The 12935-nt window shown below is 58.6% G+C and carries 10 protein-coding genes and 3 pseudogenes; 7 read left to right on the forward strand and 6 right to left on the reverse strand.

The genetic code is table 11. The annotated features are described in order from the left end of the window. Positions 1 to 384: 384 nt before the first annotated feature. Positions 385 to 1254, reverse strand: coding sequence for a substrate-binding periplasmic protein (locus tag OKW41_RS36650; RefSeq protein ID WP_429575586.1), 870 nt, complete (start codon positions 1252 to 1254; stop codon positions 385 to 387). A 311-nt stretch (positions 1255 to 1565) separates the two neighbouring features. On the opposite strand from OKW41_RS36650, the pseudogene OKW41_RS36655 reads away from it, so the two are divergent. The 3 genes and pseudogenes from OKW41_RS36655 to OKW41_RS36665 form a co-directional block, all read left to right on the forward strand. Further along, positions 1566 to 2135: pseudogene (locus tag OKW41_RS36655) on the forward strand (FAD-dependent oxidoreductase); the annotation flags it as partial. 474 nt (positions 2136 to 2609) lie between these two features. After that, the gene (locus OKW41_RS36660) at positions 2610 to 3080 is read left to right on the forward strand and encodes a hybrid sensor histidine kinase/response regulator (protein ID WP_429575587.1); all 471 of its coding nucleotides are present in this window, start codon (positions 2610 to 2612) and stop codon (positions 3078 to 3080) included. Positions 3081 to 3109: 29 nt separating this feature from the next. Next, positions 3110 to 3265, forward strand: coding sequence for a hypothetical protein (locus tag OKW41_RS36665; RefSeq protein WP_429575588.1), 156 nt, complete (start codon positions 3110 to 3112; stop codon positions 3263 to 3265). A gap of 318 nt (positions 3266 to 3583) precedes the next feature. Here OKW41_RS36665 and phoU read toward each other — a convergent pair whose 3' ends face one another. Together phoU and OKW41_RS36675 are read right to left on the reverse strand one after the other, a co-directional pair. Continuing rightward, a complete protein-coding gene (phoU, locus tag OKW41_RS36670) occupies positions 3584 to 4291 on the reverse strand; it encodes a phosphate signaling complex protein PhoU (protein ID WP_429575589.1) in 708 nt (235 codons plus the stop codon). Between the two features lie 183 nt (positions 4292 to 4474). Beyond that, positions 4475 to 4927 (reverse strand): hypothetical protein, encoded by a 453-nt coding sequence (locus tag OKW41_RS36675; protein ID WP_429575590.1) that lies wholly within the window; start codon positions 4925 to 4927, stop codon positions 4475 to 4477. A gap of 383 nt (positions 4928 to 5310) precedes the next feature. On the opposite strand from OKW41_RS36675, the gene OKW41_RS36680 reads away from it, so the two are divergent. The 3 genes and pseudogenes from OKW41_RS36680 to OKW41_RS36690 form a co-directional block, all read left to right on the forward strand. Continuing rightward, positions 5311 to 5496 carry a DUF3562 domain-containing protein gene (locus OKW41_RS36680; RefSeq protein WP_429575591.1) on the forward strand — a complete coding sequence of 62 codons (186 nt, stop codon included), beginning with the start codon at positions 5311 to 5313 and terminating at the stop codon, positions 5494 to 5496. Positions 5497 to 5651: 155 nt separating this feature from the next. Beyond that, positions 5652 to 5876: a hypothetical protein gene (locus tag OKW41_RS36685; RefSeq protein WP_429575592.1), complete on the forward strand. Its 225-nt coding sequence runs from the start codon at positions 5652 to 5654 to the stop codon at positions 5874 to 5876. A 162-nt stretch (positions 5877 to 6038) separates the two neighbouring features. After that, positions 6039 to 6329, forward strand: a pseudogene (locus OKW41_RS36690) (tyrosine-type recombinase/integrase); the annotation flags it as partial. Here OKW41_RS36690 and OKW41_RS36695 read toward each other — a convergent pair. Next, complete coding sequence (locus OKW41_RS36695; RefSeq protein WP_429575593.1) at positions 6302 to 9082, reverse strand: ATP-binding protein; 2781 nt, start codon at positions 9080 to 9082, stop codon at positions 6302 to 6304. The pseudogene OKW41_RS36690 and the gene OKW41_RS36695 sit on opposite strands and share 28 nt — an antisense overlap. Positions 9083 to 9496: 414 nt before the next feature. On the opposite strand from OKW41_RS36695, the pseudogene OKW41_RS36700 reads away from it, so the two are divergent. Continuing rightward, a pseudogene (locus OKW41_RS36700) lies at positions 9497 to 9577 on the forward strand (LysR substrate-binding domain-containing protein); the annotation flags it as partial. A 303-nt stretch (positions 9578 to 9880) separates the two neighbouring features. Here the strand turns inward: OKW41_RS36700 and OKW41_RS36705 are convergent. Both OKW41_RS36705 and OKW41_RS36710 read right to left on the reverse strand, forming a co-directional pair. Continuing rightward, a complete protein-coding gene (locus OKW41_RS36705; RefSeq protein WP_429575594.1) occupies positions 9881 to 11146 on the reverse strand; it encodes a glycosyltransferase family 87 protein in 1266 nt (421 codons plus the stop codon). A gap of 298 nt (positions 11147 to 11444) precedes the next feature. Beyond that, complete coding sequence (locus tag OKW41_RS36710) at positions 11445 to 12830, reverse strand: amino acid permease (protein ID WP_429575595.1); 1386 nt, start codon at positions 12828 to 12830, stop codon at positions 11445 to 11447. Between the last annotated feature and the right edge of the window lie 105 nt (positions 12831 to 12935).

Genomic DNA, 12935 nt, shown 5'->3' on the forward strand with positions numbered 1-12935 from the left:
CGCTGACGCCATGAAAGCGTTCTCGACATCCCCACACATTGTTGTGTGTTGTACTGTGTGCATCTGTGTACACATCATAGGCGCTCAAAATTTGAGCTGTCAATGACGCGTGGCACGTCTCCAGGGAGATCACTTGCGTGGGAGAAACTGACGTAGCGTCCAGCGATAAAGAGCGAAAGGCGAATGCCTGACTCCGCGTCGTTCGTCGGGACGTGACGGCGTGTCGCCGTCAGCCCCCACTGAGGGCCAGACGGAAAACTGAAGGCCGTTCATGCAGCCAAAACCGATGAGGATGGCCGGCCTGCGCGCCCTCATAACTCGAGGGCGCGCCGCGACATCCTCGGACGCAAAGCGGGACCAACCGTATCGCACGCCAGCACTTCGTTACTTGGTCGTCACGAGCATCGTCTGGACCGACGATTTGATGAGCTTGTCGAGTGCGCCTGACTTTTTCTGCTCGTTCACGTAGTTGTTCAGGAAGGCGAGGTCAGATGCTGACGTCTCCTTTCTGGCTCCAAACGCAACTTCCTGTTGGGCCAGTGGCGGGTTGGGCTCAATTGCAACCGCCCATTCGGGATGCGCCTGTGTCAGCAACATATTGGTGATGTTCGCATCTGCAAGCAGGTCTGCACGCTTGGACATGAGCGCAAGGCGGGTCTCGTCGTTACCGGGGAGCCGCATGATTTGGGCTTGTTTGACGACAGAACTAATTGCCTTGTCCTGCACTGTCCCCGACATCACGGCAATGGTCACGCCGGGTTTGTCGATTTCGGCAATAGTTTTCGCTCCCTTAATTTTCGGGTTGTTTTTGTTGTACACCAGCGAAACGTTGTACGGAATCGCGCCGACTGAGAAAGAGACGGCCTTTTCGCGCTCCGGGGTGTCGTTCAGTGCGAGCGAAAGGTCCCATTTATCCGACTGGAGTCCCGCGACGATGTTGTCCCAAGTCGTGTCGACGAACTCGACCTTCACCTTCAAGACCTTCTCGCCGAAATTGCGGCACAGCTCCGAAAAGAAACCACTGTATTCGCCCGTCTTCGGGTCGCGCATCACATAAGGCGGAGCCACGGCCGCGCCGCAGCGAAGAACGCCGGCTTTCTTCACGCTTTGCCACGCATCGTCAGCTTTAGCGGGAACGACGGCAAGCATAGAAAGAGCGGCAGCCAGGCACACAACAGCTTGGCGGGAAAAACGAAACATTCGAATCATCATGACCTCACAGAGCAGGGTTAGTCCTAATAAGAACTCGCTCACCACACAAGTCTGTGTGTTTATCTGTGTGCAGCGATGTATGCAGTGTAGGAAGCCATAATTTCTGCTGTCAACTAGGCGATTGCCTGGGTGAGCGCCCGTAGGCGAAAGTTGGCGAAACGGACTATCGCGCCAGTCGGCTCATAGCTTGGCGACCGCGCGGGATGGGACAGCTCCTTCAACCAAAAAACCACGCTCAAACAGTAAAAAAACCCACCTACGTCCGGATAACATGCGGACATCGACTGGTATCTCGCGCATCTGAAGTTTTTATCAACTGTATTCAGCCATTTGGCGTTGTCGGAGACTGTCGTATGCGAGTCGTCGTGCTGGGGAGTGGAGTTGTTGGCGTAACGAGTGCGTTTTACCTCGCGCGGGCTGGCCACGAAGTGACCGTCGTTGACCGAGAAAAGGGACCCGCGCTCGAAACGAGCTTCGCGAACGCGGGTCAGATTTCTCCAGGTTACGCAGCGCCGTGGGCAGCGCCTGGCGTCCCGTTGAAAGCCGTGAAGTGGATGTTCCAGAAGCACGCGCCGCTCGCAATCAGACCTGACGATGACGACAAGCAGTTCCAGTTCCAGTGGATGTGGCAGATGCTGCAAAACTGCACTGCCGAGCGCTATGCCATCAACAAGAACCGAATGGTTCGGCTCGCGGAATACAGTCGCGATTGCCTGAAGATACTGCGGGCTGAGACTGGCATCCAATACGAAGGGCGAACGGGCGGCACGCTGCAGGTCTTCCGTACGCAGCAGCAGTTTGACGGGGCGGCCAAGGATATTGCCGTGCTCAAAGAGGCCAATGTGCCCGACGAGCTACTGACAGCAGCCGAACTCGCTCGTGTTGAGCCAGCCCTCGCTGGGACATCGCATAACGTTTTCGGCACCAAGGTCGCATGGCGAGTTCATAGCAATGCTCGGACATGAGTTCAGAAACCCGATGGCGCCTATCGACAGTGCAATCGGCGCAGCGACGCGACTGTGCGCGGGCAACGAAAAGGCGGTCGAGGTTCTGACTGTTGCGCAGCGCGCAGATGAGGCATCTGCGAACGCTTGTCGACGACCTCATGGATGCCGCCCGGCTAAAGCACGGAAAGCTCTCCATCAAGCACAGCGATACATCGCTCAATGAGATTGCGTTCGACGCAGTGACCGCCGTGAAGCATCACATCGAGTCGCGACGACATTCGCTCAAGTTGACTGGCCTTGACGTCCAGTGCCGGTTCGGGCCGACCATGTCAGGCTGAGTCAGGTTCTTGCCAGCCTGCTGCCAAACGCTGTCAAATACATGCCGGCCGGCGGCACAATCGAGCTGGCGGTAAAAATCCCGGGTGATATGGAAAAGGCCGAGGACGGGATGTGGTCGTTATCGAAATTGTCGACAACGGCATTGGCATCGACAGCTCCGTCCAGCCGCATGTTTTCGAACTATTTGCTCAGTCTGCTTGCGGTAGCGCCTGGGCAGAAGGCGGCCTGGGCATCGGCCTTGCGGTGGCCAAGCGCATGGTGGAGCTTCACGACGGAACCATCTCGATTCACAGCGAGGGAACTAACCGAGGAACAGCTGTCACTCTGCGTCTACCGATACTTCGGTCTCGGACAGAGCGGCTTCCAACGAAAGATTCGGCAGAGTCGTTATGTCTGGAACCCGTCCGCCTCCTGCTGGTTGACGATAATCCGGATGTGCTTCAGTCGTTGGGTATTCTGCTCAAGCTGGAAGGACATCAAATCACAATGTGCGACAACGGGCGCGATGCAGTGCGATTCGTTAAGGAGGCGAACCCGGAGGTACAGGGGCAAATCCAGATGGTTTTGAGGTCGCCCGCGTGATAAGGGCTGACGAACGACTTGATAACGTTATGCTGATAGCCCTCACTGGGTATGCGGCGGAGTCCGATAAATCGCGAGCACTTGCTGCTGGCTTTGACTATCACCTCACCAAACGTCTGTCTCTCGAGAAGCTGCAGTCCATACTGGCCAACCGCGCCGCGGGGAAACTCGGCGGCATTGTCTGATTCGAGCGAGCTGACGGGCACAGGGCCAGCTCTAACCAGCCGCAAAGAGCGTGGGGGCATGTTTAACGCTTAGCACCCTTTTTCTGTTACGTGCTTACGAAAGAGTTCCGCTCCTGCGGAGGTCATCTGTTAAAAGAGTCCCGTGCAACTTATGGCTTTTGTATGTCAGAAGAAGTCTTCGATTGAAGGAGATGTAAAGACATATCTAGCGAATGGCTTTATGCGTGCGAGCGCACGCTTCACGTTCGCGACTCGCGCAGTTGTCAGTCCGTCTTCGCGACCGGTGCGCTCCCGGCTTCGTCCTGCTTTCGCGCTCTGTCATTGACCGAAGGCTTCGCGTTCGAGTTGTTCACGGGAAACGTGGCGCACGTCCTTTCCTTTGACAATGTAGATGACTAATTCCGCTATGTTCGTCGCATGGTCGCCAATGCGTTCGATGGCCTTTGCGATGAAGAGGTAGTCCAGCGCGATGGGGATGATTCGGGGAGCCTCCCTCATGTACTTCACCAGCTTATAGACGAACAAACGAAACTGGTCATCGATAGCGTCGTCATCGCGGAGGATTTGTGCTGCAGCACCTGTGTCGCGGCGCGCGAATGCATCAAGTGCACGGCGGAGGATAGTCATGGCCATCTCACCGGATAACGCGATTTCCGCGATATTGATGGCCATTGCGTTGCCGTCTTCTGCAATTCGCCGAGTCCGCTTCGCGACTTTCCGCGCTTCATCCCCTGCACGCTCGAGGTTCGTGACCGTCTTCGAGATAGCCATCAGCAGACGCAGGTCGCGTGCAGCCGGCTGATACCGCGCGATTATGTTGATGCACTCTTCATCGACTTCCACTTCGATGGCGTTGAGTCGACGCTCGTCGGCACAGATTCTGTCGACCAGGTCCAAATCGAGGTGGTTAAGCGCCTGCATCGCATTGACGACTTGCGATTCAACGAAGCCGCCCATCTCGAACACCTTGGACAATACGTGGTTGATGTCAGCGTCGAATCGACTGGAAAGGTGCTCGTGTGGCATCGGAATCCCCTTCAACCGCCCCGGCTATTTGCCTAATCGCCATTCGGTTTCGTGACCGCGGTATCAGTTTAGGGTCGAGTCGTAAGGAACGTGGTCGAAGCTCCACGAAACATGCAGGAGCATCCAGCGAAGCACAGCGGCGAACCCCGGTCCGCACGGCAATCCGCTCGGACCGTGGTACCGCTATGATTTTGCTGGTCGACCAGTCTTGACGGTTTCGACCGCAGAAACAGCTGCCAGCAGACCCTCGATGGTGGGCGCCGAGTCCAGCAAGAGCAGACCGGCGCGCAGAAGCTCGCCTTTTTTCACCGAGACGCCGGCGTCGAGACACTTCTGTTTCAGTACCGCGATTTTCTCGTAGTCGGACTTCGGCATCGTGAAGCTGTCGCGCACCACCTTCTCTTTCTTCGCGCGTTTCGCTTTCACCTCTGCTGCTGGACTGACCTGTGCGGCCTCAACGGGTTTCGCGCGCTTCTGTTTGTCGGCCTTCGTCGGAGCTGGCTGGACATCTGGCGCTGCGGCTGCGGCCATACTCTTCTCATCCGCTGGCTTCTCATCGACTTTCGCATGGCCGTTGGCATTCTTCGGGAAGTGAAAGGCCTTCTTCGTCGGCTTCCTCACGCTGGGTTCACTCATGACCATCTCCAGACTGATTAACGGTATAAACAGTATACACCGTTAATTTGCGATTACCAGACTGCATTGGAGATGCGCCCTCGGGCCAGGACCATCAAGTTGTCCACACAATCTGTTCGCAAGGCTGTGGACAATTCACGGGCAAGTTGGACAAGTAGCTGAAAAGATTGAATTTGTATAGTGCGCGTCGGGCATAAGCATTTCGCAGCTCATCCGTGTCGGGCACGGAGCAGTGGAGTAAGCGCACCAGTGGTCGAGAGAACGCAAGAGTGTCTCTACAGACAAAACGAAGCGATAGGTCTATTCAATTTGCATATGGCCGGGCAGCGTCGTCTAATCGACCTCCCGAAGTTGCCGTTCCTACTCAACGCCAGGAGAGCGCCATGGCCCAGCCCAACGTTGAAGATATCATCAAGGCTATTGCCTCTGACACCAATACCCCCACCGAGACCGTGTCGAAGCTGTATGAGGACACGTGGGCCGAATACAGCCACGGCGCACGGATAATGGATTACATGACAGTCCTCGTGGCCAAGCGCGTCCGCGAGAATTTGCGACATCGGCACTAGGGCCGCATTGACATCGATAACCAGCGCGACGCCGTGCAACGCCACATTCTGCCGCATTGAAAGAAGGGCACAGAAAGGCTCCTCTCCTGTGTCGTTGACGTACCTCATGTGATTGGGTAAGTTCGACTCGTCATAGTTACTACAGAGCGGTGTTGATGGTCGAAGATTACGAATCCACCAAGGAAATCGAAGTCGAATTGAATGGCACCCGCTATCGGGGCCGCTATCGTGTCATGAGCGGCACGGTTATCGTCTACTTCGAGGACGAAATCAAGTTCGCCAGCCACGACATGAACGGACCTGACGTAGTCGCTAGATGGCTGTTGACCGACCTGTCACGACGGGTCGAGTCGAGGAGGCGGAAAGCGTCTCGAAGCTAGAATGATTCAGGAATGGCGGTACTCGCAGCCACACCTGACAGCCTGTATGCAGCATTTCGTGCGCGACACGTCGGTGGAGTTGCTGCTGCTCCTCCAGATATTTGACTGCCCTCTTCAACGCATGTGGCTCACCGGGCTGGAAAGCATATTCGCGGAGTAAAGTTTCGCGCGGTCATCAAAGAGGGGCATTGCAAGGCCGACCCCGCTCGGGATCTGGTCGGCGCGATTCCACCGGCACAAACAACCCACTTCGCTTCGTTCACAGATCCGACCAAGGTCGGCGAGATGCTGCGTGCGTTCGACGGGTTCGCCGGCACATTCCCTGTCCTCTGCGCGCTCAGACTGGCGCCGCTACTGTTTGTCCGGCCGGGAGAGCTTTGTCAGGCCGAATGGTCCCAATTCGATCTGGACAAGGGCAAATGGCGCTACCTCGTCACCAAGATTGAGACTGAGCAGAGCGCCATCGACGCCCGTAACTCCCACATTTTCGCTCCCTGCGTCCGCGACAGTTCGATTGACTCCTGAAAGCAGCTGAACGCAATCGCGAGCTTGTTCAGAGCGGCGTTGCTGTCGGGTGCGAGACCGCGGGCTTCAGCCTGGGCGAGCGCGCCACGTCCTCGCCAGACCTCCGGCAGGAAAAACAGCTCACCGTTTTTCAGGCAGAAATTGTGTACGTCGCTCAGCCGGCGGGACGCCTCCGCCAAACGTCCCTGCGCAATCAACGCTTCAGCGCAGGTTACGATGATTGGGGTAACCAGACGCCTGAAGCCGCGCGACAGGAGTGCATCGAGCTTTTCCTCGAGCAGCGCCGTCGCTGTAACCCCTTGTCCGTCGAGTATGTCCCGGCATGCGCCAAGACAGGCGCAGTAATCGAGCCAGATCCCGAAACCATTTTGCGCAGCTTGCGATCGCATTATGTCGATATAGCGCGTGGCACGCTCCAGGTCGCCGGAAATCAGCGCCAGCGGTATTGCCCCCGCGCCCAGTACGTGAGTCAGCGACGGTTCGAGGGTCTCCGAGCGAACCTGGTTGATAAGTACGTCAACAAGCGCCAGCGACGCCTCGGTGTCACCTTGTAGCCATGCGATCCGGACCAACGTGCCGTTGCACATCGCCATGGGATCGACCGCGAATCTGCCATCGCGTTGTGGATCGTTCTCCAACTGGTCGAAACGCTTCATTGCGTTCGCCAGGACCAACTTTGCCTGCTCGTGCTCGCCGAGGCAATGCTGCGAAATTGCGACCAGCTGATCCCCAAGAACAATTTGCCAGGCCGTGCCACGATGGCTGGCAAATCGCTGGAATCGTCTGGCGTAATTCATCGACCCGTATACGTTCCCAGAGGAAAGCAACGTGTTCCACAGCCCCCAGAGTGCCTGGGCATGCCGAACCTGGTCGCCTGTATCGCCAGCAAGAGCCAGCACTTCCGTCCACAATTGTTCCGACTTTGACACGGGCCCCTGAGCATAGATCAATGCCGAGGCGAGAGTGGCACGTACGCGCATTTCGGTGTCTGAGTCCACCGAGGCAGGGGGCAGTTCTTCAAGCGCATCGATGGCCTGCTCAGCACGCGTGCAGCATTCGTGAATCAGGCCCGCATCGAACAGCGCCTCTGTGAGACCTGCCGTGAGCTCGACTCCAATCCGCGTATCGCCATGCTGCGAGAACGCCCAATCGAAAGCGCTGCGTGCATCATCCAGCGACTGCCGGAAATCGATTTCCCGGTCCAGTTGTTCAGCGACACTGTCAGCCAGACACGGTCGCAAGCAATGGGAGACATAGCGTGCATGGCGCGCCGCGATCAGCTTCTGCTCGCCTTCCGCATGCAGCTTCTCCAGCGCATAGGCACGTGCCGAATCGGAAAGGCGATACCTGCTTACCGGTCCCTCCAGCTCAATGTTGACGAGCGATTTCGCCACCAGATCGCCGATGCCGCCGATCGCGTCCGCCACAGCGTATTTCTTGTCGCACACCACCGCGCACATCGCATCGAACGTAAAGCCGCCGCTGAATACCGCGAGGCGCCTGAACAGTAACTGATGGCATGGATTCAGTATGAAGAAACTCCAGTCGAACGTCGCACGTAAGGTTTGATGGCGTGGCAGAGCGGTCCGGTAGCCGCCCGTCAGCAAACTGAAACGGTCGTGCAGAAAGCGATGAACACCCTCAACGCCGAGGCCAGCGACGCGCGCCGCTGCCAGCTCGATCGCCAAAGGAAGGCCGTCCAGCCGGCGGCAGATCTCACCGATGAGATGAATTTCCTCGCAGCCGGCGTATGCATACCGTTGGATTGAATTGACGCGCAGCAAAAACAACTTTACCGCTGAAAACTGGACGATCTCCGCATGGGTTGAATGCGAAGGCGGCACGTCGAGTGGCTCGACCCGGTACACCGTCTCTTGCATCAGGCGAAGCGGTTCACGACTCGTTACCATCACACGCAGAATTTCGCTTGCCGCTACGAGTGCGTCGACGATCCGCGCGACGGCGTCGATCACATGCTCGGCGTTATCCAGCACGAGGAGCAGACGTTTGCCGGAAACCGCCGCAGCCAGTTGCGCAATGTCGACTACAGCATCGAGCGTGGACAGCCCGCATGCTTCGGCGACCTCGCATAGGACCGCATCTTCGGTTGTTGCCGTGGCAAGTTCGACAAAATACACAGCGCGGGAAAAATCGTTCGATGCCTGCCGTGCCACCTCTATAGCCAGGCTCGTCTTCCCTATACCGCCGGCTCCAGTCAGCGTCAATACCTGCGTAGTCTGGAGCAACGTGCTGATCTGCCGAACGGCTGCGTCGCGGCCTGTGAGCCGGGTTTCGCGTAGCGGCAGGCTACGTCTGAAGGCTCGGGACTCGACCGCAGGAGCCCGGCTCTCAACGGGTCGTTGTCGCAACTGATATCCGCGACCAGGGATCGTGACAATCAGGTCGCGATCCTCGCCAAGTATTTTGCGTAACGCGGACAGATGGACCTGGATATTATTTTCTTCGACGACGGTTTTCGGCCAGACACTATCCAACAATTCGTCTTTCGTAACGAGTCGTCCAGCGGCCGACACGAGCACGGCAAGAATATCGAAGGCGCGAGATCCGACAGGCACGAGCGTGCCGCTTTGGTGCAGCGTCCGCATCTCCAAATCGATCTGAAACCGGCCCAGGTCGATCATGCTGGTGCCGTAATTCGCGGGTCGCTCGGTAACCGTCATGTTTGTGCTCGCATTTGATCGAGGGGAGTTGCGCGCCGGCTTTATGCCGATGTCAGTCGCATTCCGGCTAAGCAGAGTAGTTGCCCGCCTGGTCTGCGGAAGCCTGAACGTCGCGGCGTGTGTCTCCAGAAACAGCCTGTTTGATTTATTAAATCTCCGTGACATTGGAGAAAGTTTTGTCTCACCAGACTCGACAGCGCGCCTGCGCCCTCCGGCGGCTGTATTCCCTCGCGAAGCAATTGAGGATTCTGACGGACCGAGTCTGCCAGTTTTGCTTTTGTTCACAAACGGGTCGATAAACAAAATTCTTTTGAAAGAAAATCAAGAATGGATATCACCTCGACGAATTGGCGACTTTCATGGCCGTGGTCGATACCGGCTCGATGACGGCAGCTGCCCAATATCTCGACCTGAATTGGCCGGCTCAAGGATTCGACGCTGCATAGCCGGCTTGTTGGCAGTAGCCGCATGCGTGTTCTTGCGAGTCCCGCGTTTCCAGTCGCTTGAACGTCCGTTACGGAGAAATCCAACTGTCCCTTGTGGGCCGAACTCGGCCGGCTGTAGTATGCCTGGTTCGCCGATAAGCTTTCGCTCGCTCATTCTGGCAAGGACGCACGCCCGGTGGTATTTTTGGTGGATCCGTGCCGTCAAAATTCCTCAAACCCGCTCAAGCAAAGCGATAGCAGGGGGTTTTTCATACCGGCCCTGCCATCAAACAATCTTCCGGATTCCCAATCGTCCGGAAGACATCGCCAGTCGCATCTCCCGTCAAAAGCCCTTTAGCCACACCGGGATCATTCATCCAGGCTGGTAAGCACGCCCTCGCCGCCTCATTCCCGACGGCGGAAAGTACCTTGCGACACAGAGCCCGTAAATGATCAGCGCCGCGACCGTGTAGGACACGAATCGCGCCGCAAAGAACAGCAAGACCACGACGACCGCGGCCAGCAGCATCTCCAGTCTCGGACCGAGCGCCGACAGCTGCCCGCCGCGCGCTTCGAAGGCGGTGCCCAGCAAAATCAGCAACGGGATCAACGCCAGCACCATGTGGATCGGCTCGAGGATCGGATAAGCCACGAGCATCGTCATCGACGCGAGCGCGTAGTCGATGCGGCTGTCCCGATGGCGGCGAAACACCAGATACGCGGACAGCAGGCAAGCAGCCAGCACCAACGCATGCGAAGCAGTCGACAGCAACGTACCGGACACCGGCATGCCGATCGTCGCCGATAGCGTCTGCAGCGCGCCCCTCACGGCATTGTTCATCGGCGCGCCGCCACCGCTCATCGCCAGTGCCATGCCGTTCAGGCGCGGCATGTCCGACACGAAGTAGTGCCACAAAACGTCGAAGCCGAGGCGCGCTCCGGTGATCACCGTCAACGCAATCGCAACGACGCTCGCCATCACGAACGTCCGCCATTCGCGACGCAGCAACAGCAGGCCGGCAACGGCCAGGGGCGTGAGCTTGATCGCGATCGCAAAGCCAAGAAAGAGTCCAGCGGCATAACCTTTGCCACGCTCGATCAGCGCGAAAGTCGCAATCAACAGGAAGAACAGCAGTTCGTTCGATTGGCCGTCGTAGGTATCTTCGACGAGCGGAAAGCTCAGCAGCGCGACCGCCACCAGCAGCAGATTCACGCTGCGCTCCGTGCCGCGGTACGCGATCGTGACGACGAGATACAAAGCCACCGAGAACAATACGATCGACGCACTCACCCAGACGATTTTCGCGGCGAGCGGCGTAAGCAGCGCGAGCGGCGCGAACACCAGCGCGAACTGCGGCGGGTAGGCGTAGAAGATGTCGTCGCCCGTCGAGCGCGCGCCGATGCCCTGCAAAAACGCGATGAGCGCGTCGTGATCGTACAGGCGCGCCGGGTCATGCAGCACGACGTTGAAGGCGTACAGGTAGAAATTGAAATCGCCGAAGGCGTCAGGGACGTTGCCACGAAACCTGGCGACGACGTGCAGGATACGCAGCGTGAGGCAGGCTACCGCAATCAGCAAAAGGAGCGCGGCACCCGCGCCGAAGTTCGACCTCGTCCGTACGGCGCCTGCGTTGAACATGGTGTCTCTCCGCGGTACGTCAATCAACGTGGGAGTTGCTGCGCCCTTGAGACCCGCGCTAGCGGGGGCGTACCAGCAGACCATGTCGCCGGTACGATCCGGGGATGGCCGGCATGGCCAGCCATGCCGGCTTCGTGCCGACCGACCGGACAGAGATTACCGATTCGCAAAAATCGATCTGTGCGCTCGCCCACACGAGACCGACCTATGTCGGGAACTTCGGCGCGCGAAGATCGTTCGTTGGCGGCGAATCGCCGTGTTCGCCGCGGAATGCCACGCACGTCGCGCCGATCGGCGCTTATCGGCTCGCGACCCTCATGCAAGCGCGCGCAACCTCGCGGCGTCGCTTGATTACGTAGCCGCCCCACATCAGCACGAGCCATGCCGGCACCAGCCACACCGAGATCGACAAGCCCGGCGTCAGCGCCAGAATCACGAGGATCAGCGCCATGAATGCCAGGCAGATCCAGTTGCTGACAGGGAACCAGAACGAGCGGAACACCAGCGTTTCGCCCGCGGCTACCATCGCCTTGCGCGACTTCAGATGCGTGAGGCTGATCAGCGCCCAGTTCAGCACCAGCGCCGCGACCACGAGCGACATCAGCAGTCCGAGCGCTTCCGCGGGGATCACGTAGTTGATGATCACGCACGCGAACGTCGCGAGCGCCGACAGACCGATCGCCAGATACGGCACGCCTCGCCGGTCGACCTTCAGCAGCGCGCGCGGCGCGTTGCCCTGTTCGGCGAGGCCGTACAGCATGCGGCTATTCGCGTAGACGCCGCTGTTGTACACCGACAGCGCCGCGGTCAGCACGACCACGTTCAGCACGTTGGCGGTCAGCGACGAGCCCATCTGCGAGAAGATCATCACGAACGGGCTGCCGCCCGCCGCCACCTCGTTCCACGGATACAGCGACAGCAGCACCGCGAGCGAGCAGATATAGAAAATCAGGATCCGCAGGATCACCTGGTTCACGGCCTTCGGAATGCTTTTCTGCGGCTCGGCGGCCTCGGCCGCCGTAATGCCGATCAGCTCCAGCCCACCGAACGAGAACATGATCACCGCGAGCATCATGAAGAGACCGTGAAAGCCGTGCGGGAAAAAGCCGCCGTGGCTCCACAGGTTCGCGACCGTCGCCTCCGGGCCGCCGTGACCGCTAATCAGCAGATAGCCGCCGAATACGATCATGCCGATCACCGCCGCGACCTTGATGATCGCGAACCAGAACTCGGTTTCGCCGTAGGCCTTCACGTTGGCGAGATTGATCGCGTTGATGATCGCGAAGCACACCAGCGCCGACAGCCACGTCGGCACGCCCGGCCACCAGAAATGCACGTAGGTGCCGACCGCGGTCAGTTCGGCCATGCTGACGAGCACATAGAGCACCCAGTAGTTCCAGCCCGACAGGAAGCCCGGGAAATCGCCCCAGTACTTGTACGCGAAGTGGCTGAACGAGCCGGCGACCGGCTCCTGCGCGACCATCTCGCCGAGCTGGCGCATTATCATGAACGCGATGACGCCGCCGATCGCGTAGCCGAGGATCATCGACGGACCGGCGGCCTGCAGCACGCTGGCGGAGCCGAGAAAGAGGCCCGTGCCGATCGCGCCGCCCAGCGCGATCAACTGGATGTGACGATTCTTGAGCCCGCGCTTCAGACCCTCTTGCTGCTTTGCACTATTCATTACGTCCTGCTGGGTGGAGATCGCCGCATGTCGCCGCTGGGTGTAAAACGCTGTCGAAGGCAGCGCCGTGGCAGATTGCACGGCTGGACCGTACCGTTCGGTCTG

Source organism: Paraburkholderia sp. UCT70 (assembly GCF_050434085.1).
GTDB lineage: Bacteria > Pseudomonadota > Gammaproteobacteria > Burkholderiales > Burkholderiaceae > Paraburkholderia > Paraburkholderia tuberum.